The organism is Sphingopyxis sp. J-6 (assembly GCF_046603995.1).
In the GTDB taxonomy this organism is placed as follows: domain Bacteria; phylum Pseudomonadota; class Alphaproteobacteria; order Sphingomonadales; family Sphingomonadaceae; genus Sphingopyxis.
On sequence record NZ_CP145810.1, the window covers coordinates 1,006,652 to 1,032,310 of the forward strand.

22 protein-coding genes are annotated in these 25,659 nt (G+C 60.9%); 20 read left to right on the top strand and 2 right to left on the bottom strand.

The annotated features are described in order from the left end of the window. Positions 1-15: 15 nt before the first annotated feature. From V6U71_RS04970 to V6U71_RS05035, 14 genes are all read left to right on the top strand, one after another. A complete protein-coding gene (locus tag V6U71_RS04970) occupies positions 16-1,248 on the top strand; it encodes an amidohydrolase family protein (RefSeq protein ID WP_411341203.1) in 1,233 nt (410 codons plus the stop codon). A gap of 496 nt (positions 1,249-1,744) precedes the next feature. Then, positions 1,745-2,485, top strand: a complete 741-nt coding sequence (locus V6U71_RS04975) for a GntR family transcriptional regulator (RefSeq protein WP_411341204.1) — start codon at positions 1,745-1,747, stop codon at positions 2,483-2,485. A 292-nt stretch (positions 2,486-2,777) separates the two neighbouring features. Next, positions 2,778-3,866: a zinc-dependent alcohol dehydrogenase gene (locus V6U71_RS04980; protein ID WP_411341205.1), complete on the top strand. Its 1,089-nt coding sequence runs from the start codon at positions 2,778-2,780 to the stop codon at positions 3,864-3,866. 313 nt (positions 3,867-4,179) lie between these two features. Next, positions 4,180-4,959: a PEP-utilizing enzyme gene (locus tag V6U71_RS04985; RefSeq protein WP_411341206.1), complete on the top strand. Its 780-nt coding sequence runs from the start codon at positions 4,180-4,182 to the stop codon at positions 4,957-4,959. Then, positions 4,956-6,497, top strand: coding sequence for a hypothetical protein (locus tag V6U71_RS04990; RefSeq protein ID WP_411341207.1), 1,542 nt, complete (start codon positions 4,956-4,958; stop codon positions 6,495-6,497). Before V6U71_RS04985 ends, V6U71_RS04990 begins: the two co-directional genes overlap by 4 nt. Beyond that, a complete protein-coding gene (locus tag V6U71_RS04995; protein ID WP_411341208.1) occupies positions 6,497-7,975 on the top strand; it encodes an AMP-binding protein in 1,479 nt (492 codons plus the stop codon). Before V6U71_RS04990 ends, V6U71_RS04995 begins: the two co-directional genes overlap by 1 nt. Beyond that, positions 7,972-8,574: a hypothetical protein gene (locus V6U71_RS05000; RefSeq protein ID WP_411341209.1), complete on the top strand. Its 603-nt coding sequence runs from the start codon at positions 7,972-7,974 to the stop codon at positions 8,572-8,574. The genes V6U71_RS04995 and V6U71_RS05000 overlap by 4 nt, the downstream gene beginning before the upstream one ends. 2 nt (positions 8,575-8,576) lie before the next feature. Then, entirely contained in the window at positions 8,577-10,316 is a 1,740-nt protein-coding gene (locus tag V6U71_RS05005; protein ID WP_411341210.1) for a pyruvate, phosphate dikinase, read from the top strand. 10 nt (positions 10,317-10,326) lie between these two features. Continuing rightward, the gene (locus V6U71_RS05010) at positions 10,327-10,821 is read left to right on the top strand and encodes an acetyl-CoA carboxylase biotin carboxyl carrier protein (protein ID WP_411341211.1); all 495 of its coding nucleotides are present in this window, start codon (positions 10,327-10,329) and stop codon (positions 10,819-10,821) included. Then, complete coding sequence (locus V6U71_RS05015) at positions 10,814-12,199, top strand: acetyl-CoA carboxylase biotin carboxylase subunit (protein WP_411341212.1); 1,386 nt, start codon at positions 10,814-10,816, stop codon at positions 12,197-12,199. The genes V6U71_RS05010 and V6U71_RS05015 overlap by 8 nt, the downstream gene beginning before the upstream one ends. 4 nt (positions 12,200-12,203) lie before the next feature. Further along, on the top strand, positions 12,204-13,658 hold the full coding sequence (locus V6U71_RS05020) for a pyruvate carboxylase (protein ID WP_411341213.1): 1,455 nt from the start codon (positions 12,204-12,206) through the stop codon (positions 13,656-13,658). A gap of 2 nt (positions 13,659-13,660) precedes the next feature. After that, the gene (locus V6U71_RS05025; protein ID WP_411341214.1) at positions 13,661-14,851 is read left to right on the top strand and encodes a thiolase family protein; all 1,191 of its coding nucleotides are present in this window, start codon (positions 13,661-13,663) and stop codon (positions 14,849-14,851) included. Between the two features lie 21 nt (positions 14,852-14,872). After that, positions 14,873-15,910, top strand: coding sequence for a biotin synthase BioB (bioB, locus tag V6U71_RS05030; protein ID WP_411342314.1), 1,038 nt, complete (start codon positions 14,873-14,875; stop codon positions 15,908-15,910). Positions 15,911-16,032: 122 nt separating this feature from the next. After that, entirely contained in the window at positions 16,033-16,530 is a 498-nt protein-coding gene (locus tag V6U71_RS05035; protein ID WP_411341215.1) for a hypothetical protein, read from the top strand. A 93-nt stretch (positions 16,531-16,623) separates the two neighbouring features. On the opposite strand, the gene V6U71_RS05040 is transcribed toward V6U71_RS05035, so the two are convergent. Together V6U71_RS05040 and V6U71_RS05045 are read right to left on the bottom strand one after the other, a co-directional pair. Next, complete coding sequence (locus tag V6U71_RS05040) at positions 16,624-17,007, bottom strand: nuclear transport factor 2 family protein (protein WP_411341216.1); 384 nt, start codon at positions 17,005-17,007, stop codon at positions 16,624-16,626. A gap of 102 nt (positions 17,008-17,109) precedes the next feature. Beyond that, positions 17,110-17,898 (bottom strand): enoyl-CoA hydratase-related protein, encoded by a 789-nt coding sequence (locus V6U71_RS05045; RefSeq protein WP_411341217.1) that lies wholly within the window; start codon positions 17,896-17,898, stop codon positions 17,110-17,112. Between the two features lie 109 nt (positions 17,899-18,007). Between V6U71_RS05045 and V6U71_RS05050 the strand changes: the two genes are divergently transcribed. From V6U71_RS05050 to V6U71_RS05075, 6 genes are all read left to right on the top strand, one after another. Further along, positions 18,008-18,859, top strand: a complete 852-nt coding sequence (locus V6U71_RS05050; protein WP_411341218.1) for a 3-hydroxyacyl-CoA dehydrogenase family protein — start codon at positions 18,008-18,010, stop codon at positions 18,857-18,859. Positions 18,860-19,084: 225 nt separating this feature from the next. Beyond that, on the top strand, positions 19,085-19,918 hold the full coding sequence (locus V6U71_RS05055) for a phytanoyl-CoA dioxygenase family protein (protein ID WP_411341219.1): 834 nt from the start codon (positions 19,085-19,087) through the stop codon (positions 19,916-19,918). A gap of 323 nt (positions 19,919-20,241) precedes the next feature. Then, positions 20,242-22,680, top strand: a complete 2,439-nt coding sequence (locus V6U71_RS05060; protein WP_411341220.1) for a TonB-dependent receptor — start codon at positions 20,242-20,244, stop codon at positions 22,678-22,680. 133 nt (positions 22,681-22,813) lie between these two features. Continuing rightward, positions 22,814-24,613, top strand: a complete 1,800-nt coding sequence (locus tag V6U71_RS05065; protein WP_411341221.1) for a flavin-containing monooxygenase — start codon at positions 22,814-22,816, stop codon at positions 24,611-24,613. A 134-nt stretch (positions 24,614-24,747) separates the two neighbouring features. Continuing rightward, positions 24,748-25,107, top strand: a complete 360-nt coding sequence (locus tag V6U71_RS05070) for a hypothetical protein (RefSeq protein ID WP_411341222.1) — start codon at positions 24,748-24,750, stop codon at positions 25,105-25,107. A gap of 94 nt (positions 25,108-25,201) precedes the next feature. Beyond that, complete coding sequence (locus tag V6U71_RS05075; protein ID WP_411341223.1) at positions 25,202-25,603, top strand: nuclear transport factor 2 family protein; 402 nt, start codon at positions 25,202-25,204, stop codon at positions 25,601-25,603. Positions 25,604-25,659: the final 56 nt, after the last annotated feature.

Genomic DNA, 25,659 nt, shown 5'->3' on the forward strand with positions numbered 1-25,659 from the left:
TCGAGGAGATTCGCAATGAACAGCATGAGAGAAAACCCCGGGCATCTCGAGAAAACGGAGCGGGCCTCGTACCTTAGCAATAAGGTCGACGTGGACAGCCATGAAATGGTGCCATTCCATTTCTGGGGCGAGGAGTTCGGGGATGTCGGAGACTTCCTCGGCAAGCTCGACATGAAGGCGTCCGGCGAGTTGCGCGCGGGCAATTCGATGCTCAGGCCCGACATCTCCGGCGATGTCGCGCCGATTAATCATGATACGGTGTGGAACATCAAAGGCCCCGGAGCGCCCAGTGCGATCGACCTGAGCAGGCGTCCTGCCGTCATGGAGGCGATGGGTATCGAGCGGCAGCTGGTGTTTCCGACCTTCGGGCTGATCGGCCTGATCCTCTATTATCTGCCCAATCCGCACGAATATCTGATCTACGATCCCGAAGGCGTGGACCACAAGCGCCTCGGCAAGGAGGCATGCGACGCGCACAACCGATGGGCGGCGCGCATCACGAAGGTCACGCAGTCGAAGACCCGGCCCGTCGGGATGGTTCTGCCCGATTCCATTCCCGAGCTCATGAAGCAGACGGAGGAATTGCTGGCGGCGGGCATCCGGGGCATCATGCTGCCGGCCGGGTCGCCGCCCGCGGGCACGTCGCCCGCCGACCCGGCTCTGGACCCGTTCTGGGACCTGCTTGAGAAGAGCGACGTCCCGCTCACCCTCCATCTGGGCACCGAATTCGCCTTCATGAGCTCGCTCAAATGGCCAAGCAATGTGCCGGCCTTCTATCCGTCGCGCGTCTCCTCGGCGGAATTCCAGGTGACGCCGTATCACACGTCTACGCTCCATTTTTGCATGGAGAACTATCTGGTCTGCATGGTCCTCGGCGGCGTATTCGAACGCTTTCCCCGGCTGCGCGTTGGTATCATCGAATGCGCCGCCCACTGGGTCGGCCCGCTCGCGGAACGGATGGACAATCTCGCCAGCCAGTTCGTCAAGCGGCTGTCGGATCTGTCCATGCCGCCGTCCGGCTATCTCGCGCGCAACGTTCGTGCGACGCCCTTCTACTTCGAACCGGTGGACTATTATATCGATCGCTACCCTGATCTGGCGTCGGTCTACGCCTATGCGACCGATTATCCCCATGTCGAAGGCGGGATGGAGTCCGACAAGATATTCCTGGAGAAGCTGGCGGGCAGGGACGAAGCGGTGAAGGAAGGCTTTTTCCGAACGAACGGCCTGTTCCTGCTCCCAGACTGATCGGGACCGACACGCTGCGATGCGTTCATCGCTTACCACCGGCCGGGAGCATGCAATAGCGATGAACCATTGTCCTGGCCGACCGGCATTCTTCTACCGGTTGGCAACGCCGGGGGCGCCATGGTCCGCTGCGGCCGGCGCTCGGCCGTTCCCGCGATTTCGACTCTGGGCTGGCTGCTTCATGAGCCTGTCCACGTCGTTGGGTGAACGGGCGCTGCGGTGATTCCGGCCTTTGAAACAAATGGCAAACATGGGCAGCTTCCCGTGGATTTCATCGCCACCATCCCCAATTGTACGTAGACAGAAGGATCGATCCGGAGATGGAGAGAATCGCCGCACAATAGCTGTGAGGCGCATGCAACCCGCCTGAATTGTCTGATGAGCATGTGGAACCATATTGTTCACCAATCTCGCGCGAAATGCTTGCCTGACGTGGAAAATTGCGCGAAGCCTGTCGAGGAAGAGTGTGGGCTGATTAACATTGGTGGAAAGCGCGATGCCGGTCAAAGGTGCAAAAAGAGAAACGGAAACCGCGGGCAAGGTTCACGACGTGACGCCTGCCGATCCCAATGGTGAGGGGGTGAGCTCGCCCGATCGACTCATCGACGCAATCCATCGGGGCATTTTGGTCGGTCGCTATGTTCCGGGTCAAAAGTTGATCGAAGCGGATCTGACGCAAAGTCTGGGCATCAGCCGCGGCCCGGTTCGGGAGGCGCTGAAGCGTCTGAGTGCCGAAGGCGTCGTCGAGTTGAGCCGTCATCGCGGCGCCTATATTCGCTCGCTCACTCGGCGGGAGGCGCTCGATACCCTTGAAATTCTCGAAGTGCTGACGGCGCTTATCGCTCGGCTTGCCGCCAATGCCATTGTGAGCGAACAGAATGCGGATCTGGTACGCGATGCCTTCGGATGGCTCGAACGATTCAAGGATCCGGCGCTTGAGAATCTCGCCTTCACCGAGCAGCGCAGCCATTTCTATGACACGCTCATTCGGATTGGCGGCAATTCACAACTTCAGTCGGTCATGCCGATGATGCGCGTTCATTTGTTGCGGTTGCAGGTGGAATCCTATTTCAGTCCCGAAGACCGCCGCGACCGGGTTGACGAATATGCGGCGATCACCGACGCTGTCCTGGCGGGCGACGCCGCACGTGCCCAGCGCGCGATGTATGAGCATATGATGAAGATGCGCCAGCGTATCGAACGCTTGCCGGAAGAGGCTTTTGTCCGGCGCGTGTGACGGCGCGGTTCGAGGCGACACCGGACGATTCTGACCCGCAGAGAAGATGGACGGCGCACATCTGGCAGCAGCGCGATTCCATCGCTGTCGATAGCCGGCCAGGACAGGCGTGTTCGGCATTCAGAAACTGGAACCGCCCTTCCGGGCGACCCCGCGACGATGCGATCGCGGGGCGAAGAGTCGGGTCATCGGCAATAATTGTCATTCCTTTCTGTAGGACATTATGCTAACTGGCTCGGGCAGGGCTACATCCGGAAGGGTGGGCTGGGTGCGCAGATGAGAGGATTCGGACATGGATGAGACGATGCGGGCTGCGGTGCTCGAGGGCCCCGGCAAGATCGCGGTTAAGGACGTCCCGATGCCCGAGATTGGTGAGGATGATGTGCTCATCCGCGTGGTAAACTGCGGCATCTGCGGATCGGACATCCACAGCTTCAAGACGGGCATGTATGTCGAGCCCGGCCAGGTAATGGGCCATGAATTCATGGGCCATATCTCCCAGGTTGGCAGCCAGGTAGAGGGGATCGCCGTCGGCGACCGCGTGACCGGCTTTTCCGCGAGCGTTTGCGGCGAGTGCGACGCTTGCAAGCGCGAACAGTTCATATTGTGCTCGAAGCTGTTCACCGGATCGACCGGATACGGCCTTCCCGGCGCCTTCGCCGAATATGTGAAGATCGAGAATGCGCAGCTCGGCGCCAACGTCCACAAATTGCCCGATGCGATCGATAACGTTTCCGCCGCGATGATCGAGCCGGTTTCGGTCGGCGTCGCCGCCGCGGCCGAGGCGAATGTCCGGCCCGGCGACCGGGTCGTCGTGCTTGGCGTCGGAATGATCGGCAATGCCTGTCTGCAAGCCGCGAAAGCTGCCGGGGCGAGTGAGGTGATCGCGGTGGACGTCAGCCCCACGCGCCTCGAAATCGCCAGGCAAAGCGGCGCCGACGATGTCTTCGACGCGCGCGACGGCGATGCCACCGAATGGGTGAAGCAGAAGTTCGGCATCGCGCCATATCATTATAATGAGGGCGGCAACGCCGATGTCGTATTCGAAGCCGCCGGTATTGCGCTCACCATCAGGCAATCGCTGGAGATGGTTCGTCCCGGCGGCACGATCTGCATCGTCGGCTTGCCCGAACATGCGGCGGAAATCGATACCACCAAAATCGTCCACAAAATGCCCAAGATCGTCGGCTCGCTGGGTGGGGATTTCGTACCTGCCATTGCCAAGCTGGCTTCGGGAGCGATCAAGGTGAAGCATCTCATGACGCACAGCTTTCCGCTTGAGGAGGCGGCCGAGGCGTTCGCCGTTCAGCTCAGGGCAGGCGAAGCGGTGAAGGTTATGATCACTGCCGGGGAGGAGCAGGCAACGCCCCGCGCGGCCTGATCATTTCCAATCAGATTATTGTTCTGGCGAAGGGGTTCAGAGTCATGGGGCTCTGAACGCCCCGAGTGATCCTTATCATCGCGAACGGCAGCGGAATGGCGGGCAAGGGTTTGCGATGACGCCGCGAAGTACCGGCTGGGGCCGTGCCTGGCGCCTTGGGCCGATCGCTACCTTTCCTTCATTCCGTACGGCGATGCCGGCCACGCATGGGCCGCACCCAAAAACGCAAACATCCTTCAAGATTGCGCTACAATATTGTTGTGTAAAAGCTTGACAGCGCCGCTGCTTCGGTGCGAAAAGATCGGCACAGAAGATGAGCGTCTCGAGCGAAAGTCGAGCAGCGGGCGAGGGAATGATGGCAAGATTGCATATTGATCGCGATCGTTATGGAGGAGCGCCGGCCTCGTTGCTCGTCGAGGCGGTGCACAATGCAGTGCAGGATCTGGTTCGCACGCGATTGCGCGAGGGCGGCGAAAGCTGGTCCGACTTCGTGTTCGGTTCGTCCGACAAGCTGGTGACGAAAGCCGATATTGAAGCCATCGAAAAAAGGATTCTCGATACCGGCTATCGTTTCGCCTGGTCCTCCACGCTTTCCCTGCGGGACAGGCCGGATATCTATGTCGCCGGCAACGGCGCCGCCGACGATCCCGATTTCAGCTTCGAGCATCCGGACGCGATCGTCGCGTCGGCCGATGCCGAAGGCCGCGAACAGCGTGGCATAGGCGATAATGTCGTCCGCTGCCCAGGCGATACCAGCGGGATCGCCCGCTACATTCGCACCAGCGAGCGCGTGATCGACTTCATGAAGAATGGCGTTCCCGAAGATACAATTGCCATCATCGACGACAGCGGCGGAACGCTCACCGCTCCGATCATCGAGGGTTTCAAGGGCGTGATCTGCGCCGGCGGAACGGTTCGGTCGCACCTTGGCATCCTGACCCGCGAATATGGCATTCCTTGCCTGATGAATGCCAGGATCAGCGGCATTCGCGAAGGCGATCGCGTTCTGATCGAGACCAGCGCCGCGGCGCGCACCGCTGAATCCTACCAGAGCGGTGTAGAGATGCACGCGCGGGTGTGGAGGCTCTCATGACGGCCCATTCCAAACCGCTTTCCTATGTCCAGTTGCTCGAGGCGAACAACCTCATGCAGAATGTGGGCGACGAAACCTATTGGCTGTGCGTGACGCGAACGGTGCAGGGGTCGAAGCTCTTCCCGGTCTCGGCCTATATCATGTTCTCCTATTTGAATGCGTTCTATCGCTATCCGGCGCTGCTCAGGAAGATCGAAGCGCGGATGCCGGCGGAAGAAATCGCCGATCGCAGCCGCAACATGGGCATCAAGATCCAGAATTCCCATATGGGCTGGTGCCTTCCCGCCTTTTACCTGCTTGGTCGCGAATGGCTGATCTCGCTGGGCATGCTGCGGCCGCAGGATGCGGCCGAGGACATCGTCTATGTGCTGGACTTCTGGAAGCGTTTCCAACTCGCGTGGCATCGCAACGACGGGCATATCACCAACCGCGAATATAAGCATCGCGCGCAAATCCTGCCCGACCGCAGGCTCGAGATATTCAAGGGGGATATGTTCGAGTGCGAGCCCGGCGATGCGTTGCACGGCGCAGCGCAGGCGTTCATGGCAACCGCCTCGCAATATGGCTTCCTCGTTTCTTGCGAGAGCCGGATCAGCCTGACGAATTCGGGGCCGTACCGGCTCGACGACAGGCACCAGCTGCTGGTCCGCGACTTCATGGATCTTGCCGAATGCTCGCTGCCCTGGCTGGACGGCGTCGCCGCCGATGTGCCGCATAATAATTTCACCGTCACGATGTCGGTCCGCGATTGCCACTTTCATCTGGTCGATGACTGGGGGAGCTTCGAATCGACCCCTGAGTTCACCGCCGACAAGCTCGCCGGCGTTGGTCTCTACACCTCCGATCCGCTTACCGAGGGCTATGTGCCCCTTGGCATGGCCTCGCGCGAAGAACTCACCGCCACCTTTCGCGAACTCAACGAGGTGATGAAGGATGCGACCAACAAATTGTGGGTCCGCATGGCCGAATGGACACGCGATCAGCTCCTCGACGCCGGTGCTCTCACCTATTTTGCGGTGATCAAGGATCTGGCCCATGTCGCCGGCGTATTCGAGGTCGAAGATTGGCTCGAGATCGATCCGCGCGCCGAACGCTTCCGGCCGCTGCTCAATGACGAATATGGCAATAGCGTGCTGGGCGAACTGGTCGGCGGCCTTACTCTTCCCAGCCAGCAGATTTCTCCCTTTGCGATGATGCAGCACAGCGATGCTGCAACACGCATGTTCACGCCGCTGCCTCTCTCGATCCTGAACGGCGAGGATTATGTGCCGAGCGCGGGGCCGCCCCAGCCCGGTACCAGCAACCTCGACCCGAAGGTCGATCGCTATCAGACCAGCCGCGGCAGGCTGACGCTGGCCGAATACAACCGGCTCGCGCGCGAGCACACGCCGGAAATCTGCTCCGATCGTTACCGTTTCCTCTGCGAGACCTGGGTCAAATACAACGCCGGGACCCCCTTGGCCGAGGAACTTTACAAGGTGGAGCAGCGCCAGTCGCGGACGCGGCAAGACCGCGGCACGCGAAGCGGAGAAAATTGATGCAGATCGGTTCCATCATTCGGCGCGCCGCGCTTCACTACAAGGATGCGCCTTGCCTCGTCGAGGACGACCGGATCGTCAGCTTCCGCGAGTTTGATGCCCTGACCGACCGGCTCGGCAATGCGTTGCTCGCGACCGGGCTCCAGCCCGGCGACCGCATCGGCGTTCTGCTTCCCAACGGCATCGACTGCCTCGTCGCTTATTATGCGCTCGCCAAATCGGGCTTGGTTCGCGTTTCGCTCAACACCCGGGAGACGCCGGATAATCACGCTTACAAGCTCGCCGACAGCGGCAGCCGGGCCGTGATCTGCGGCGTCGACGACATCGTCCCCGACACGCTCGATTTCTGCTTGCGTCCCGATGTCATCGCCGAAATGACCGATGATGGGGCCTCGACCGCCTGTGCGGTCGACCGTGATCTCGATGCGCCCTATCGTCTCGGCTACACCGGCGGCACGACCGGGAAGCCCAAGGGCGTGACTTTGACAATGCGCGGCGAGACGGCCGAGCTGTCCGCGTTCCTCATCGACCTGATGCCGGAGATGCACGAGGGCGACACCTTCCTTCATGCCGCGCCAATCGCGCATGCGTCGGGCGCCTTCTTCCTGCCCGCGCTCGTGCGCGGGGTGCGCTCGGTGGTGATGAAGAAGTTCGATCCGGGAGCGTTTCTTGCCCTCGCCGAGTCAGAGAAGGCCTCGATGACCTTCCTCGTGCCGACAATGCTCGCGATGATACTCGAGCAGCCCGGCTGCGCCGAAGCGCGGCTCGATCTGCGTCGGATCGCTTATGGCGCGTCGCCGATCGCGGACAGTCTGCTCCGGCGCGGCGAGGCTCGCTTCGGCAAGATCTTCGCCCAGACCTATGGCCAGGCCGAAAGCCCGATGGTGATTACCTGTCTGAAGCCCGAGGACCATGATCGTGTCGGCTCGTGCGGGCGGCCCTTTTCCACCGCTGAAGTCGCCATCGTCGACGAGCAGGACAATTTCCTGGCGGCGGGCGAGGTCGGCGAGATCGTGTGTCGCGGCACCCAGCTCATGGCCTATTACTGGAACCGGCCGGAAGCGACCGCGGAGGCATTTCGCAACGGCTGGCTGCACACCGGCGATATCGGCCGGATGGATGAGGATGGTTTCTTCTACATCCTCGATCGCAAGAACGACATGCTGATTTCGGGCGGCTACAACGTTTATCCGCGCGAAATCGAGGATGTGCTGCTGGGCTATGACGGCGTTGTCGAAGCGGCCGTCGTCGGTCTGCCCGACGAGAAATGGGGCGACCGTGTCCATGCGGTGATTGCCGGGCGCGCCGGTCTTGATGATCAGGCCGTGCTTGCTTTCGCCAAGGAGCGGTTGGCCAACTACAAACAGCCCAAGTCGATCGAGATCTGGCCCGAATTGCCGAAGAGCGGGGCGAACAAGATTTTGCGCCGCGAGGTCCGCGATACGGTGACGGCGCGGCTTCCCGGAGAAGTGGCATGAGCCCCATGCACCTGGTTCTCCACGGACTTGCCATCAAGAAGCATGCAGGGCCGGACGAGATTGCCGGCCTCATCGGGCTGGCCCCGGAGGATACGGCCCGATATCTGCTGACGGCCACGGCGGGCGGCCGCGCGGTCGAAGCGAACGGCAAATATTTGCTCAGCCCGCTCGCCCGCGTCGCGCTCGAAAGCGACTATTCGCGGCACTATGGCGAACTGCGCGAAAATGCCGACTTCTTTGCCGCCTACGAGGCGTTCGAACGGATCAACGTCCAGCTCAAGGCGCTGATCACCGATTGGCAGACGATGGAAGTCGGCGGCGAACGGGTCGCCAACGACCATGGCAATGCGGAATATGACGCGAAGCTGATCGATCGCCTGGGCGACATGCACGAGCGTGCCGATGCAATATTGAAGCGGCTGGCGGCCGGCCTGCCGCGGCTCGATTATTATCGCAGGCATCTGCTCGCCGCGCTTGAGCGGGCGGAGGACGGCGCCATCGAATGGGTCAGCGACGCCAAGATCGAGAGCTATCATACGCTGTGGTTTGAACTGCACGAGGATCTGTTGCGGATCGTCGGCCGGACGAGGGTCGAGTAATCGTGGCGCTTCCTCTCGGAGAATGGACCCTCGCGCTCGACGGATCGAGTCTGCCGGACAAAGCGCTGATCGGCGGCAAGGCATGGTCGGTAGCGCGGATGAGCGCGCTGGGTCTCAGCGTGCCGCCGGCGTTCGTGATCACCACCCGTGCCTGCGCGCATTTCCTGGCGGAAGGCACCGAGCCGCCAAGCCTGGCCGATGAGATCGATGCCGGGATTACCTGGCTCGAAACTCACACGGGCCGGACGTTCGGCAAGGGGCCGCGCCCGCTGCTCGTCTCGGTGCGTTCGGGCGCGCCGATCTCGATGCCGGGCATGATGGACACCGTGCTCAACCTCGGCATCAACGACGCCGCGGAGATCGAGCTGGCCGCCGATTTCGGCGACGCCGACTTCGCGCGCGATACCCACCGCCGTTTCCTCGATCTCTATGCGCATATCGTCCTGAAGGGCGAACTCGAAATCGATGCCGGCGCCGAACCTCGCGCGTGGCGCGCTGCAATCGAGCGCGAGACCGGCGAGAGCGTCCCCGCCGATGTCCGCATCCAGCTCCGTTCCGCCGTCCGCGCTGTGTTCGAATCGTGGAACTCGCGTCGGGCGCGGCGGTATCGCGAGCATCACGGCATCGCCCATGATCTCGGCACGGCGGTCGCGGTGCAGGCCATGGTGTTCGGCAACGAAGGCGAGCGTTCGGGGACCGGCGTGCTGTTCAGCCGCAATCCGCTATCCGGTACTCCGGAAGCCTATGGCGAATATCTCGGCGGCGCACAGGGCGAAGATATTGTGTCGGGCAAGCATACTCCGAAGCCCCTCGCGGCGATGCGGGAAACCATGCCCGAGGTGCACGACGAACTTCTCGCGGCGGCGCGAAGGCTCGAGCAGGAGCACCGCGAGGTTCAGGATATCGAGTTCACCGTCCAGCGCGGCAAACTCTATCTCCTGCAGACCCGCGCCGCGAAGCGATCGCCGCGCGCGGCCGCCCGGATCGCGGTTGACATGGTCGCTGAAGGCATGATCGATGCCGACGAGGCGCTGTCGCGCGTGTCGAGCGAGCAGGTGCGGATCCTCCTGAGCCCGCAACTTGCCGAGGGATCGGTCGACATGATCAGCCCGGCGCTGACCGGCGAAGCCGCTTCGCCCGGGGTCGGCGTTGGCGTCGTCGTCATGGATTCGGACGAGGCCGAGCAACGCGCCAAACAGGGCGAAAAGGTGGTTCTCGCCCGCGCGACAACGAGCCCCAACGATCTGCACGGCATGATTGCCGCCTGTGCGATACTGACCGAACATGGCGGATCGACCAGCCACGCCGCGGTTGTCGGCCGTGCGCTCGGGCGGCCCTGTGTCGTCGGATGCGGCGAGGGCACATTGGCGGCGCTCGAAGGCAAGACGGTCACCGTCGACGGCCAAACCGGCAGAATCTATTCGGGACATCTTCCCGTGGTCACACCGAGCGAGCTCGACGACGCGACCCTGCGTCAATTGTCGGCCTGGGCCAGCGAGAGAGCATCGATTGTCATCACCTCCGCTCCGGCGACGGAGAGTGTGGTCGATTTCGACGAAAATATCGAGGACGCCGACGCTTTGTTCGCATCGCTCCCCAGCGGCGCGACGGTATCGGGCGCCTTGTTCGCCAACGACGCGAACGCCGTTCGCGCAGCAATCGCCGCAGGGGCCGCGACCATCATAACAAAGCCGGTCTTGCCCGCGCTGCTGATTGCAGCCGAGTGCGCCAGTGAAGCTTGAAAGGACAAGCGTGAGCGGAATTTCGACCCAGGATATCGAAGCGCTGATGGCGCTGTTCGAACGCACGGAGTGGAAGGCGATGCACCTGACGCTCGGTGATTTCGACCTCTTCCTCAGCAAGGACGGCAGCAGTCCGGATCGAGCCGTCGCTCCTTTCGCTCACGCTCTCCCGGTCGCTTCCGCTCCGGTTCCCCCGGCCGACGCGCCCGCCCCCGCGACGCCGTCTTCGGGCAGAGCGGACGCACCTGTCGTGCCTGCCGGATGGACGCTGGTCACGGCAACCAGCCTCGGCACCTTCTACCGGGCGCCGAAGCCCGGCGCGCCCGTTTTCACCGAACTGGGCGCGAGTGTCGCGGAAGATTCGGAACTCTGTCTGATCGAGGTGATGAAGCTGTTCACGACATTGCGTGCAACCACGACCGGCACCGTGCGCGAAATCTATGCCGAGGATGGCCAGTTGGTTGAATTCGGCCAGCCGCTGTTCCTCATCGAACCCCATGGTTGATCAGGTCATCTCGAACGGACGGCTGTTTGTGGCCAATCGCGGCGAGATCGCGCTGCGAGCGATCCGCGCCGCGCAGGCGCTCGGCATGGAGGCGGTGCTCGGCGTCTCGGCGGCCGATCGCGACGGCCTCGGTGCGCGGACGGCCGATCGCGTCGTGGTGCTCGGCCCGGCACCGGCGCGCGATTCCTATCTCAATGCGGACCTGATCGTCCATGCCGCCAGGGCGACAGGCTGCACAGCGCTGCATCCCGGTTACGGCTTCCTCTCGGAACGTGCGGAACTTGCCCAGCTTTGTGCCGACGAAGGCATCGCCTTCGTGGGTCCCACGCCGGAGTCGATCCGGCAGGTCGGCGACAAGCTGTCTGCCAGGGCAATGGCCAAGCAGGCGAGGGTGCCAATGACCAGCGGCAGCGATGCCGTCGACGACGTGGCCCATGCCCTCCGTATCGCAGAGCAAATCGGCTATCCTGTCATCACCAAGGCATCGGCCGGCGGCGGCGGGCGGGGCATGGTCGTCGCCCGCTCGGCCGAAGAGCTTGCCGCGGCTTTCGATCAGGCTGTGACGACCGCCCGCGAGGCGTTCGGTGACGGCACCTTGTTCATCGAGCGCTATGTCGAGGTGGCTCGGCATATCGAAGTTCAGGTCGTCGGCGACGGCAAGGGCGGCGTGGTCCATTTCGGCGAACGCGACTGCTCGATCCAGCGTCGCTATCAGAAGATGATCGAGGAGGCACCCGCCGCCATCCTTTCGCCCGATGTCCGCAAGCGGCTACACGCCGCGGCGGTCGAGCTGCTCTCGTCGATCGACTATCGCAACGCCGGTACGGTCGAATTTCTTTACGACAGCGCGAGCGAGGAATTCTTCTTCATGGAGGTGAACGCCCGTATCCAGGTCGAACACCCCGTCTCCGAAGCGATCACCGGAACCGATCTGGTCCAGGCGCAGATCCGCCTTGCGACCGGCGCCATGGACGGTTTCGAGCAGGATGATATCGAGACGCAAGGTCATGCGATCGAGGCGCGCATCATCGCCGAGGATTCGGACCGCGACTTCATGCCCTGTCCGGGGCGCGTCACCTGCTGGTCGCCGCCCGTCGGCCCCGGAGTCCGCGTCGACAGCGCGATGGAATCGGGTGCGATGGTCCCGCCCTATTATGACAGCATGATCGCCAAGTTGATCGTGCACGGCGCCAACCGGGAAGAAGCGGTCGATAAGCTCGCCAAGGCACTTGACGACTTTGAGATTGAAGGCATCGCCACGAATATTCCGCTGCTTAAATGCATCGTTGCGCATCCGGATTTCCGCACCAACTCCATCAATACGCGCTGGCTGGAGACAGTGTTGCTCCCCGCCTTTCGCGCGCGACAAGGACGCTGACCTCATGGCGCATGTGGAATTTCTCGACCAGACCATCCGGGACGGACAGCAGAGCCTGTGGGGCATGCGGTTGCAGGCGGGCATGGCGCTGCCGGCCGCATCGTGGCTCGACCGCTCAGGCTTCCGCGTCATCGATCTGACCGGTTCGAACCATTTCGAGGTGCTGATCCGCCATTGCCGGGAAAATCCCTGGGCGATGATGGATGCGCTTGTCGAGGCGATGCCCAATTCGGTGCTTCGCTCGGGCATGCGCTCCAACGCCAGCGTCACCTTTCGCACGACCCCCGACGCGCTGATGGATGCCTGGATGCGGCAGCTCAACCGGCACGGTGCGCGCAGCTTCTGGATTTACGATGTGCTGTTCAACATCGACAAGATGTTACGGCTTGCCAAGGTCGCGAAGGAATTCGGTTCGGAGGTCGCGGGCGCGATCATGTTCACGCTCTCTCCCGTTCATGACGACGCCTATTATGCCGACAAGGTCGACAAGCTTGCGGCATCGGACGATATCGATACGATCCTCCTCTACGATACGGCCGGCGTGCTTGAGAAGGAGCGGCTGACGACGCTGCTCCCCGCGATCGTGTCGAAGGCGCGCGGCAAGCCGATCGAGTTCCATGCGAACAACATCCTCGGCCAGTCGGGCAAGGCCTATCTCGACTCGATCCCGCTCGGCGTCACCATTCTGCACACCGCGAGCCGGCCGATGTCCAACGGCCCCTCGGTGCCGTCGACCGAAAGCGTGGTCGATAATATCGAACTGCTGGGTCACACCCACAGCCTCGACAAGAGCCTGTTCGCACCGGTCGCCAATCATTTCGAAAAGGTCGGCAAGACGGCGGGCTTCCTGGTCAACCAGCATCATGAATATAATGTGCTCTCGACCCTGCATCAGATTCCCGGCGGCATGATCGGAACGCTCAAGGCGCAGTTGGCCCAGCACAGGATGTCCGAGCGTTTCGAAGAGGTGCTCAAGGAAGTCGCGGTCGTGCGCCGTGAGCTGGGCTATCCGGGCATGGCGACGCCCTTCAGCCAGCTGGTCGGCATCCAGGCGGTGCTGAATGTGGTGAAGGGTGAGCGCTATGCCATCATCCCTGATGAAATCGTCGAATATGCGGCGGGCTATTATGGCGAGCCCGTTGCGCCGATCGACGCCAATGTGCTCGACCGGATCATGGCGAGTGCGCGCGCGAAGCATGTCCTCGATCATCCGCCCGAACAGCCGACCATCGAGGAATTGCGCAAGCGTTACGGCACTGAAGACGATGACGAACTTATTCTGCGCGCGCTGATGCCGGAGTCGGATCTGCAGAAAATGCGCGAGGCAGGGCCGCTCAAGCGATCCTATCCGACGCTGTCGTCGCCCGAATTGGATCAGGCGGCCAAGCTGATGAAAACCGCGACTTCGCCCTATGTGCAGTTCCGCAGCGCCGGCCTGTCATTGAAGCTGAGCCGTTGACCATGCGCCGGGCCGTCATTGTCGATGCCGTGCGGTCGCCCTTTAGCCGCGGCCGCGCGGGAGGGGCGCTCGATGGCCTCCATCCGGTCGATCTCTATGCGCAGATACTGTGCGGCCTGGTCGAGCGCACGGGTATCGATCCGGCGCTGGTCGAGGAGGTCATCACCGGCTGCGTCATTCAGGTCGGAGAGCAGGCGGGCAATATCGGCCGGCAGGCGGCACTGGCGGCGGGCTTCCCGGAAAGCGTGCCTGCTGTGACCTTGGACCGCAAATGCGGATCCGCCCAGCAGGCGTTCGATTTCGCGGCGCAGGGCGTCATGGCGGGCGCCTATGACATCGTGATCGCGGGCGGCGTCGAGATGATGAGCCTTGTTCCGATGCGCGCCAACCGGCTTGGCAAGGACACCGATGGGGTGCGGCTCAAGGCGCGTTATCCGGACGGGTTCATACGCCAGGGCGTCTCCGCCGAACTCATCGCGGCACGCTGGAATGTTTCGCGGGCGGAGATGGACGCCTTCTCGTTGCGTTCGCATCAGCTTGCCGCGGCCGCGGAGGACAGCGGGCTTACGGCGCGCAGCATAGTTCCCGTCGAGGTTCCGGGCCCCGAAGGCGCTCGCTGGGTGACCCATGATGAAGGGCTGCGGCGCGAAACGTCGCTGGAACGGCTGGGCATGCTCCAACCAGCGTTCGAGGATGCGGCCATGTCCGCCCGCTTTCCCGAAATCCGCTGGAGCGTGACCGCGGGGAGTGCAAGCCAGGTCACTGACGGTGCCGCGGCCGCCCTCATCATGGAAGAAGGCATGGCCGCGCGGCTGGGGTTGAAGCCGCGCGCCGCGATCACGCATTTTGCGGTCGCGGGCGACGATCCGCTCCTCATGCTTACGGCGGTCATGCCCGCCACGCGTCGGCTGCTCGACCGTGCCGGGCTGTCGATCGGCGATATTGCGGCTTTCGAAGTCAACGAGGCCTTCGCCTCCGTTCCGCTCGCATGGATCAAGGATCTGGGCGTCTCACCGGACCGCGTCAATCGCTATGGCGGTGCGATTGCACTGGGCCATCCCGCCGGTGCGTCCGGTGGCCGTCTGCTCATCAACCTGCTCACTGCGCTCGAGGAAAGCGGCGGTCGGTTCGGTCTTCAGACAATGTGCGAATCCGGCGGCATGGCCAATGCCACGCTCATCGAGAAGGTGTAGGGGGCTATTGAAATGACCGCGATGAATGACGCGATCCATAAAGCGCTTTCGTTCGAGGAGGCTGCCGGAGCAGCCGACGCGACGATAAGGACCGACTGCACCCGCGCCGAAATCTCTGCGCTGTTCGATCTCCCGTTCAACGATCTACTCTGGCAGGCGCAGAATGTGCATCGCGCACATCATGATCCGAACGCAGTCCAGCTTTCCACGCTACTTTCAATCAAGACTGGCGGTTGTGCCGAGAATTGCGGCTATTGCAGCCAGTCGGCGTCTTTTGAAACCGGCGTAAAGGCCGAAAAGCTGCTGCCCGTGGACAAGGTGTTGGAAGCGGCGCGAGCGGCCAAGGCAAGCGGTTCCGAGCGCTTCTGCATGGGCGCGGCGTGGCGCAGCCCAAAGGATCGCGACATGAATGCCATCGTCGCGATGATCGCGGGCGTCCGGGCGATGGGGCTGGAGACCTGCATGACTCTCGGTATGCTCTCTGACGAGCAGACCGAGCGGCTGGCGGAAGCGGGACTCGATTATTATAACCACAACATCGACAGCTCGCCCGAATATTATGAGCAAGTGGTTTCGACGCGGACCTTCGACGACCGGCTCCATACGCTGGCGCGGGTCCGCAAAAACGGCATCAATGTCTGTTCGGGCGGCATCGTCGGCATGGGCGAGAGCCGGGCCGATCGGATCGGTTTCATCCATGCGCTGGCGACCTTGCCCGAGCATCCGGCCAGCGTGCCGATAAATGCCTTGGTGCCGATAGAGGGTACGCCGCTGGGCGACATGTTGAAGGATGTTCCCGCCTCCATCGACGACATCGAATTCATCCGCATTGTCGCCGTCGCGCGGATCACGATGCCCGGCGCGGTCGTGCGCTTGTCGGCGGGGCGTGAAAGCATGAGCGAGACCACGCAGGCGCTCTGCTTCCTGGCCGGGGCAAATTCCATTTTCACTGGGGATCGGCTGTTGACGACCGGCAATGCCGGGACAGATGCCGATGCCGGTCTTTTTCGTAAATTGGGCCTCGTGACGTCGGTGAACGGGTCGAAGGGCAGGGGCTGACTCTTCTGCCGCGCTGGCGAGAGAGGCGAGGGGATATTCCCGCCGGATCCCGGATTTCATGGGTCACGAAGCGCTGGCCGCGATGCGGAATGCAAGTCCGCCATGTAAGTAGGGAGACGGGCATGTCCACGATCAAGGCTATCGGCAGATTGGGCGCGGTGATCGTCCTGATCGCCGTTTTTTTCGCGCTCGCCGGTGCGGTCGGGCTGCGTGAACCGTGGGCGGCTCTACTGTTCCTGTTCCAGTGGAGCATGATGGAGGAGATGAAGCTCGATCGATTGCCGCGATCCGTGTTGGGGGCCGCGACGGGGGTGGCCATCGCGTCGCTGCCGGCCTGGCTGACACCGTCGATCGGCGCCGGAGCTGGGCTGGCCGTGATGCTTATGGCGGTGCTCGTCGCTGTCTTCCTGCTGATCCGCGGCATGGCCGGGGTTGTCATCAACCCGGCGACGATGGCCTTCCTCACGGTCGCCACCATTCCGCACATCACGCAGGCGGCCAGGCCGGTCGACCTTTTTCTGGGGATTGTCGCGGGCGTCATTTATTTCGGCGGGCTGGCGGCGATCCCGGCGGCGCTTGCGAAGCGGCGGGCGGGAGTCAGCGAGGGTGCTGCGCCATAGGGCCGAAGTCCCGGCGAGGGATAGGGGCTGACCGGTGCATCGGACCATCTCTCCTGATCCGATGCACCTCACATTAGCCTTGCACGGATTTCATCATGAGCCGGGGTTCAGCGTCGATTGTGCCAGTGCCGTGTCGAAATAGGAACGAACGGACGAAATCTTGTCGCCGTCGATCGAAAAAACATAGTGATATTGATTGAAATATTCCTTGCCGGATTTCAGCTTTGCGCGCGTCTCGGCTTCCACCGCCACCCGGTCGTTTTCCGAAGTCGTGCCTATGATCTTGAGGGTTTCGCTTCCCTTTTCGATCAGGGATTGAAAATAGGCATTTGCCGCTTCGGCATGTTCCTGGATTTCTCCGGTCCCTGTCATCCAATATGTGAAATCAGCGCCACAATGTCTCTCCATCGCGACAGGAAGTCCCTCGCTGGCCATCGTCGCCAGGAATGAATGCGCCAATTGCGTGTTCTTGTTCATATATATATCTCCGGGTTGTTGTCATATCAGCCATGCCCTCGCTGCGACGAAAAGGCGGAGCAAAGGGGTGAAGTCATGCCGTGACGATGGAATATCCCGGCATCAGCGCCCCACCCATAGGGGCGGGCGTTTCTCGATAAAGGCGCGCGGTCCTTCCGCGAAATCGTCGGTGTTCATGATGACCGCCTGAGCCCTGAGGCTCAATTGGTTGAGATCGGAATCGCTCCTGTCGAAGGCGAGCCGCGCGACTTTCAGGCTCTCTCGCACGGCGATCGGCGCATTTTCGCGGATCTGTCGAGCCAGAGTGAGGGTCGCGTCGAACAGCTCGGCCTTCGGGACCATCCGATTGATCAATCCCATCTCCAGCGCCCGGCTGGCGGGCAGGGCTTCTCCGGTCGCGACGAGCTCAAGCGCGATCGCGCGCGGAAGCGCTCGCGGAAGGCGATAAATGCCGCCCGCCGCGGCAACCAGGCCCCGCTTGACTTCGGGCAGGGCGAAGCGTGCGTCGTCGGAGGCGACGATCAGGTCGCAGGCCAGTGCGAGTTCAAATCCTCCGGCCATCGCGACCCCATCGACAGCGGCAATCCATGCCTTTGCCCGGTCCGCGTGGACGAAGGCAGCGAAGCCGGCCACAGGATCGATCAGATCGTTCATTCCGCCCGCCGACACTTCTTTGAGATCGGCGCCCGCGCAAAAGGCCTTGCCCCCTTCGCCAGTCAGAATCGCCACCCAGATATCGGGGTCCTTTTCCACCTTGTCGACAATTCGGCGTAGCGCGCGGGTGGCCGCGCCGTTGATTGCGTTGCGTGCTTCGGGCCGGCGCAGCGTAACAAGTGCGATATGATCTTCGATCATCTCAAAGCCAACGACGTCCGCGTCGATATCGGTCATTTGATCCCTCCTTCTCGCGCATTTCCGGCTTTCGCCAGAATCAACTTGCATCGTCATCTGTCGCAATAGTACATAGCGCGATATTGTAACACAATATGGTAGTATAATTATGCAAGATAAAAATAGGGTGAGCGGCGTCGTCGGCGCTGGCCTGATGGGAGCCGAAATCGCTCTGGTGCAGGCGCTGGCGGGCTATGACGTACTCCTTCTGGATCGCGACCAGGCCGCTCTGGACCGCGCGATGGCGCGTCTGAATGCGCTGTTGGACAAGGGGGTCGGGCGAGGATTTTACGAGGCGGCCGCGGCTTCCCAAGCGCTTTCCCGTATCCGCCCGACCATCGATATCGCCGACTTCTCCGCTTGCGGCGTCGCGACGGAGGCGGTGTTTGAGGACGCTGGCGTCAAGGCCCTTGTGCTGCGTCAGCTCGACGAGGTGCTGCCCCCGGGCGCGATGATTGCGACCAATACGTCGACGATTCCGATTTCGGTGCTGGCCTCGCACGTCGCAGAGGCGCGGCGACCGGATTTTATCGGCATGCATTACTTCTCGCCGGTGAGCCGGATGAAGCTGGTGGAAGTGGTTCCCGCGATCTTTACCAGCGAGGCATGTGTGGCGCGGGCTTATGCGCTTGCCGAAGTCACGGGCAAGGTCCCGATCCGGGTGAAGGATGTGCCGGGCTTCGCGATAAACCGCGTGCTGCACATGTTCATGATCGAGGCCGTCCGCCTGATCGAGGAGGATGTGGTCAGTGTCGAGGATCTCGATACCGCCTGCCGTCTGGGTCTGGGCCATCCCATGGGTCCCTTCGAGTTGATGGACGCGACCACATCCAGCCTTTGCCTGTCGGCGCAGCAGATCATGTTTGAGGCCTATGGCGAGCGTTTCCGTCCCCGCCCCCTGCTCAAGCAACGGGTCGCGGCAGGCCTTGCCGGTGGCAAGGGGCGCAAGGGCTGGCGATGACAGGTTCACGATAGCGGTGGGAAAAGGTCGGAAATATCGTGACCATCATCGGCGCGAAATGTGGGTGGCAGCCTCTGCGCAGGCCGTTTCATAGCGGCATGTGATTTTCCCCCACGCCATGGGGACGCTGCTGAATTATAGATACCCGCCGGATGATTCCTATTGTGGTCCTATAAGATTATAGTACAATCTTCTGCAGAAACAAAAATGGAGTTGGAGAGAAGCATGAACGATAATGCCCTTGAGCTCGACGATCTCACTGTCCGGCATCGCGACGATCTGATCGCGAATGGATATTCGATCATGCCGAATGCGATCGATTCCGCTCTCTGTGACGAACTGGTGACTGAGTTCGGGCGCATGAAGGGAAAGTGGCGGCGCGCTCATGTCCAGGATTTCCATGGCCACAGGACAGCCCGCTATTTTGACCTTCTGAACGCGGCGCCAATTTTCCAGCAGATCCCCATCGCCTCAAAGATGCTGCCCGTGGTGCGTGCGACCATAGGCGAAGACTGCCTTTTGAGCAGCTACGGCTCGGTATCGATCGGACCGGGTGAACCGGCCCAGATCATTCACACTGACGATTATACCCACTTGTTGCCGCGGGATCATCCGACCTACTTCGTCAATATAATCCTGGCGTTGAGCGATTTTACCGAAGAAAATGGCGCCACCAGGCTCGTTCCCGGCAGCCATCTGTTCGATCAATATCCCGACTTTGCGAAGTCTGCTTCCTATGAAACCATAGCAGCCGAAATGTCCAAGGGGAGTGCGCTCTTCACCTTGGGTTCCATTTATCACGGCGGCGGAGCGAATAGGACGGCGGATGAGGTCCGTCACGGCATGACCATCGCTTATGTTGCGAACTGGGCGCGACCGCAGGAGAATTTCACGGTCGCGGTGTCGCAAGAGCGGGCCGCCACCTTCGACCCGGAACTGCAGGCTTTGATGGGTTGGCGTCCAAGCAAGATCCCGGTCGGCCGCATCTATACCGCGCCCGAACATTATAGTGGCCCCATGGCTGACAAGATCGCGCTGAAGGACGAATTCCAACTGTAGCGCGCGCGGTCCGCGCCCGCGATCGGATGCCCTTCGACCGATTTCGACGGGGCGAGCGCGGATCAGGACAGTACTCGGTCGGCTAGCGGTTCCAGTCGAGTGGAGTCCAGCCCGGCCGGGCCGATGCCGCATTGAGAAGTTGCGGCTGTATGGGAATTTTCCGCCTGTGGCCGTTCATTCGGCTTGCGAGGTTTCGTGGGTGGCGTCGCCTCCAGTGGGCGTGCGGCCAAGGCCGGGCATTTCGATTTGCTATTGTGATCCTATAAAATTATAGTACAATATTATCCGATAAAACGGTAAAAATCTCTGGGAGGGATTCTGACATGGCTACTCATTTATTCTCCACGACTTCCATCGCAGCGGCGATGTTGCTGGCGGCCGAACCCGCGTCGGCGGCCGAGCCCGCGCCCCCAGCCGAGTCTGCTACGTCTGACGCTCAGGCCGCAGGGCAGGGCGATGATGGCATCAGCGACATCATCGTTACCGCACGGCGTAAAGAGGAGAGAATGCAGACCGTTCCGGTCGCGGTCAGCGCGGTTACGCAGGAGCAAATCGCCGGCCGCGGCAACTTCGAGGTGACGGACCTCAAATATACGGTGCCGGGCCTCAATGCTTCCGAGGGCTTCGGCGGCTCTCGCAACCAGTTTATTTTCACCCTGAGGGGGCAGAGCCAGGCCGGCGGGACCCTCTTTCCCGCAGTAGTAACCTATTTTGCGGAAGTCCCCGTCCTCAAGTTGAACCGCGGGCAATTCTTCGACCTGGAGAGCGTCCAGGTGCTGCGAGGCCCTCAGGGGACGTTGTTCGGCCGCGTCACCGATGGCGGCAACGTCATGGTTGCGCCGCAGCGGCCCGTCGATCGCTTCGAGGGCTATGTCGAGGCAAAGACCGGTAGCTATGATCTGCGAGGCGTTGCCGGCGCGATCAACATACCACTTGTTCCTGAGAAATTGCTGTTGCGCGGAGCCTTTGACGTCAACAGGCGCGATGGCTACACGAGAAATGTGGGCTCCGGGCAGAAGCTCGACGACGTGCATTATGACTCTGCCCGTATCAGCTTGCTCTTCAAGCCGACGGACGAGTTCGAGAACACGCTCATCTACAATTACAACTCTGTCGATGAGAATGGGACCTCGAATAAGCTTAACGGCTTTAACCCGTTGGGCCTTCTCGCGATTCTTAACGGCCCGGCGTTCTCCGCTCAGATGCAGGCAGACCTCGCGGCGCAGCAGGCCCTGGGGCCGCGCGCTGTAAATATTGGGTCACCTGTGTGGGGTGATAATTATGGCCTATATTCAAAGGCAAAAAATCATTACGTAATAAATAAAACCATATTTAATATAAATGACAATCTTCAGATTAAAAATGTCTTGGCATATGTTTATTTCAAAAATCACTATGGATCGGACTTTGACGGAAGCTCCCTTGTAGTTGTAGATGTTCCTAATCTGTACCATCCTGATCCGGAATTTTATAAAGAGCAGTGGAGCGAGGATTTACAAATCCAAGGTACCGCTTTCGATGGTACGCTGAACTATACCCTGGGAACCTATTGGGATTGGCAGAAGGTGCCAGGAGAAGCGGAAAACTTCAGCGTCAGCCAACTGGGCATACCGCTGCAAAGACTTGTCATCAGCTATCCCAAGACGCGCAGCAGAGCGGTTTATGGACAAATCGGCTATGATCTCTCCAGCCTCCTGCCGGGTCTGAAGCTCGACGCCGGGCTGCGCTATACCAAGGATTCAGTGAAGGCATCGTTCGCGAACTATTTGGGTTTTGCATTCACCGACGCAGATCTCAGTGCGGATGCCATGCCGCACGGGCAGTGCGTCACCAATCTTGCCGACTATCCGACCATGATCGCCGTGGCGAGTGTGCCCTGCACCAGGGCCGAACAGAGTTCGAGTGCGGTGACGGGCACGTTCGGTTTCAGCTATCAGATCGATCCGCGAAAGCTCATCTATGCGAAGGTCAGCCGCGGCTATCGGCCCGGAGGCATCAACACGGTCTCGACCGGGGGTGTGGTTCCCACCTACAGCCCGGAGTATGATTTGAGCTTCGAAGTCGGCGCCAAGCTTGACTATAACATCGGCTCCATGCGGGCGCGCACCAACATCGCTGCCTACACCGATCGCTTCACCGACATTCAGGCGAATGTTAATCAGATCGGTCCCGGCGGCGTGGCGGCCGTGATCATAACCAATGCCGCTGAAGCCCGGATCAAGGGTATCGAGCTCGAGCAAACGCTCGTGCCATTTGAAGGCATGACGCTCAACGCAACCTGGGCCTATACGAATGCTCGCTACCTGAACAAGCTCAGTCCGAGTGAATTGGAAACGGCATGTCCGAGCAATCCTCTGACAAATCCGATTGCCGGAATCGGGTTCTGCCCGCTCAACCCGCTGCCGAGCACGCCCAAGCACATGGTCAATCTGGCCGCGCAATATAGCTTGCCGCTGCCGGAGAGCGTCGGTGAGGTGACCATCGGCGGAAGCTTGTATTACCGTTCTGAATTTCCTGAATTTTTTACGCTGCCTGGCCAGCGGGTCGCGCCTCTGACGTTGCTCAACCTCGACGTGACATGGAAGCGGGTTTTCGGGTCCAGGGTCGATGCGACGCTTTTCGCCACCAATGTCACGAACAAGACGTATATCGTGCAGCCAAGCGCGCTTTTGGCGGCATCCTCCTATGGCATTTCCACCGCAACCTATGGCGAACCGCGGATGTGGGGCCTGAAACTTCGCTACAGCTTCGGGGCGGAATAGACTCAAGGGGGCGGTTGTCATTGTCCAGGAAATCACGAGTTTCTTGAGACGGCCCTGACTTCCGCCCCACCCTGTATAGGCCCGGGTGGTTCACTCGGCCTCGCCATCTAAACGTCAGGAATAGGATTGAGATATGGATCGAGAGGCATTTGACGGTTTGGAGATCGAAGTAGATCCCGATGCTCTCCGTCGAAAATACCGGGAGGAGCGCGACAAGCGCCTCCGGCCAGACGGCGCCACTCAATATCTCAGCGCAGAAGGTGACCTGGCGCATTTCAAAGACGATATTTATGCTGAACCCGTAGCGCGCGCTCCGGTCTCGGTCGATGTTGGCGTGGTCATCATTGGCGGCGGCTTCTCGGGATTGCTCGCCAGCGCGGATCTTGAAAAGCGGGGTGTCGAGGACTTCTGCATCATCGAGGAAGCGAGCGATTTCGGCGGCACCTGGTATTGGAATCGTTATCCGGGCCTCGCGTGCGACGTCGAATCCTATTGCTATATGCCGTTGCTGGAAGAGGTCGGCTATATCCCGACCCGCAAATATGCGAGCGGCCAGGAGATTTTCGAACATTGCCAGCGCCTCGGCCACCATTATGATCTTTATCGTCGCGCCTATTTCCAGACGACCGTGACGAGCGTCGCGTGGGATGATGAAAGTGCCCGCTGGATCATCAGGACCAATCGCGACGACGTCTTCAGGGCCAGGTTCCTCATTCGCGCGGGCGGCGGGTTGAACAAGCCCAAGCTTCCGGGCGTGCCGGGGATTGCCCGGTTCAAGGGCCATTCGTTTCATACGGTCCGCTGGGACTATGACTATACAGGCGGTGGGCCGACGGCGGATCTTGTCGGGCTGAAGGACAAGAAAGTCGCGATCATCGGCACGGGCGCGACGGCAATCCAGTGCATTCCGCATCTCGGGGCGTGGGCCAAACAGCTCTATGTTTTCCAGCGCACGCCATCCTCGATCAATGTTCGCGCCAACCGGCCGACCGATCACGAGTGGGCCGGCTCTCTCTCGCATGGCTGGCAGAAGCAGCGCATGACGAATTTCGAGTCCACGGTCAGCGGAATCTACCAGGAAGAGGATTTGGTCGCCGATGGGTGGACCGATATCTTCACGACGGTGTTCAACTTCGCGTCGCCGGACAAGAGCAAGCTTACGCCGGGGGACGTCCTTCAGATGGCGGACTTCAAGAAGATGGAGGCCAATCGAAGGAGAATAGACGAGATCGTCAAGGATCCCGAAACGGCCGAAGCGCTCAAGCCATGGTATAATATGATGTGCAAGAGACCCTGCTTCAGCGATGAATATCTGCAGACATTCAACAGAGAGAATGTGAAGCTGGTCGACACAAAAGGCAAGGGCGTGTCGGAAATCACCGAGAATGCGGTGGTCGTCGATGGTCAGGCCTATGAAGTCGACTGCATCGTCTATGCGACGGGATTCGGCTTCGGCGTCTCAAGCGAAGACCAGATGGGTTATGAAATCTATGGTCGCAATGGTCTGTCGATAACGGAATATTGGGCGAAGGGGCTGAAGACGCTACACGGGATTCACACCAACCAGTTTCCCAACTATTTTGTTACCTTCGGGCCGCAGGGGCCGCTTTCCATCAACATTCCGTTCGCCCTCCAGGCGCAAACCGAGGTGATTGCGGAGATCATTGCGGATTGCGTCAGAAACAAGGTCCGCACGTTCGAAGCGACGCCCGAGGCAGAGACGCGTTGGCAGGAGAAACTCCAGGACAAGGCATTTTCCAGAGCGAAATTCTACGAAGAATGCACACCGTCCTATTATAATGCCGAGGGAACATCGATCGGATTTCTGGATCTGTTCTACTTTGGCGGACCGGTGGATTACACCGAAGTCGTGCGCGATTGGCTGAAGACCGGCGGAATTGAACGGGACATCGAGCGGACATATCTGGAATGACATGCCGTCCGGGCTGCGTCTATCCATTTTGGGATCGTGTGATCCCGCTACGGAATCGCACGGCACATTCCTGAAATCGGGCTTGGTATCCCGGGTTTGTGGTGTCGGCGGGTGATCGGAAGGAAGACATTGAGATGGCGAGATACAGGCTGATCGCATTCACCGATCCGGTCGCAGGCGGGGATCAGGACTATAATGACTGGTATAACGAGGTGCATCTGTCGGATGTCGTCGCGATCCCCGGATTCATCTCCGCCCAGCGCTTCGTTCTGAAAGCCGCCACCGCCGGTGAGATCAGGAACCGGTATGTCGCGATCTACGATATGGAGACCGACGATCCCATGGCGGTGATGGCCGAAATCGGCCGCCGTGCCGGGACCGAACAGATGTTTGTATCCCCGGCGCTGGATGCCGCGTCCGAAAACAGCGGTATCTTTGAGCCCTGTTCGGAAATCGTCCATGCCCCCGGCCATTCGCCGGGCGTGTCGGGTTGATGGCGCCAGTCATGACCGGGCGGGTTTCAGGCAGCCGGTTTCATGGCCAGCGCCTGCTTCTGCGCGGAAGCGAACAAGGCGGGGAGAATATATCATGACCGGGTCCGTTACGACGCCGTCCGCCGACGTGGCGCTCGCGCGGAAGTTCTTCGACGCCATCGAGACGGGCGATATCCAGGCTGTGGTCGACTGTTATGTCGATGATCCAGTGATCTGGCACAACACGGATGGCAAGGAGATGGCGTTGGCCGATCAACTCGCCGCTCTGGGCTTCCTGGATACGCAATATCCCGAGCGTCGTTTCCGGAACCGCCGGGTGAGCGCGTTCGAGGGCGGATTCGTGCAGCAACACATCTTCTGGGGTCGCCATCTGGATGGCCACGACATCGAGTTTCCCGCTTGTGTTGTCTGTCGGACACGGGACGGCCGGATTGAACGTCTGGACGAATATCTGGATTCCGCGCCGTTCAGGGCGCCGGGAGAAAGTCAAAATTGACCGATGCAGCGGCCGGACGAGGTGGCTGTGTCATCGGCAAGAGAGAAATGACGCGC

Excerpts from the sequence above, each read along its gene's own strand:
- bioB (WP_411342314.1), top strand. The coding sequence starts at position 14,873 with ATGAATGACGCGATCCATAAAGCGCTTTCGTTCGAGGAGGCTGCCGGA.
- V6U71_RS05020 (WP_411341213.1), top strand. The coding sequence starts at position 12,204 with ATGGCGCATGTGGAATTTCTCGACCAGACCATCCGGGACGGACAGCAG.
- V6U71_RS05035 (WP_411341215.1), top strand. The coding sequence starts at position 16,033 with ATGTCCACGATCAAGGCTATCGGCAGATTGGGCGCGGTGATCGTCCTG.
- V6U71_RS05065 (WP_411341221.1), top strand. The coding sequence starts at position 22,814 with ATGGATCGAGAGGCATTTGACGGTTTGGAGATCGAAGTAGATCCCGAT.
- V6U71_RS04985 (WP_411341206.1), top strand. The coding sequence starts at position 4,180 with ATGAGCGTCTCGAGCGAAAGTCGAGCAGCGGGCGAGGGAATGATGGCA.
- V6U71_RS04990 (WP_411341207.1), top strand. The coding sequence starts at position 4,956 with ATGACGGCCCATTCCAAACCGCTTTCCTATGTCCAGTTGCTCGAGGCG.
- V6U71_RS05000 (WP_411341209.1), top strand. The coding sequence starts at position 7,972 with ATGAGCCCCATGCACCTGGTTCTCCACGGACTTGCCATCAAGAAGCAT.
- V6U71_RS04975 (WP_411341204.1), top strand. The coding sequence starts at position 1,745 with ATGCCGGTCAAAGGTGCAAAAAGAGAAACGGAAACCGCGGGCAAGGTT.
- V6U71_RS05040 (WP_411341216.1), bottom strand. The coding sequence starts at position 17,007 with ATGAACAAGAACACGCAATTGGCGCATTCATTCCTGGCGACGATGGCC.
- V6U71_RS05050 (WP_411341218.1), top strand. The coding sequence starts at position 18,008 with ATGCAAGATAAAAATAGGGTGAGCGGCGTCGTCGGCGCTGGCCTGATG.
- V6U71_RS04980 (WP_411341205.1), top strand. The coding sequence starts at position 2,778 with ATGGATGAGACGATGCGGGCTGCGGTGCTCGAGGGCCCCGGCAAGATC.
- V6U71_RS05015 (WP_411341212.1), top strand. The coding sequence starts at position 10,814 with ATGGTTGATCAGGTCATCTCGAACGGACGGCTGTTTGTGGCCAATCGC.
- V6U71_RS05070 (WP_411341222.1), top strand. The coding sequence starts at position 24,748 with ATGGCGAGATACAGGCTGATCGCATTCACCGATCCGGTCGCAGGCGGG.
- V6U71_RS04970 (WP_411341203.1), top strand. The coding sequence starts at position 16 with ATGAACAGCATGAGAGAAAACCCCGGGCATCTCGAGAAAACGGAGCGG.
- V6U71_RS04995 (WP_411341208.1), top strand. The coding sequence starts at position 6,497 with ATGCAGATCGGTTCCATCATTCGGCGCGCCGCGCTTCACTACAAGGAT.
- V6U71_RS05055 (WP_411341219.1), top strand. The coding sequence starts at position 19,085 with ATGAACGATAATGCCCTTGAGCTCGACGATCTCACTGTCCGGCATCGC.
- V6U71_RS05060 (WP_411341220.1), top strand. The coding sequence starts at position 20,242 with ATGGCTACTCATTTATTCTCCACGACTTCCATCGCAGCGGCGATGTTG.
- V6U71_RS05045 (WP_411341217.1), bottom strand. The coding sequence starts at position 17,898 with ATGACCGATATCGACGCGGACGTCGTTGGCTTTGAGATGATCGAAGAT.
- V6U71_RS05075 (WP_411341223.1), top strand. The coding sequence starts at position 25,202 with ATGACCGGGTCCGTTACGACGCCGTCCGCCGACGTGGCGCTCGCGCGG.
- V6U71_RS05025 (WP_411341214.1), top strand. The coding sequence starts at position 13,661 with ATGCGCCGGGCCGTCATTGTCGATGCCGTGCGGTCGCCCTTTAGCCGC.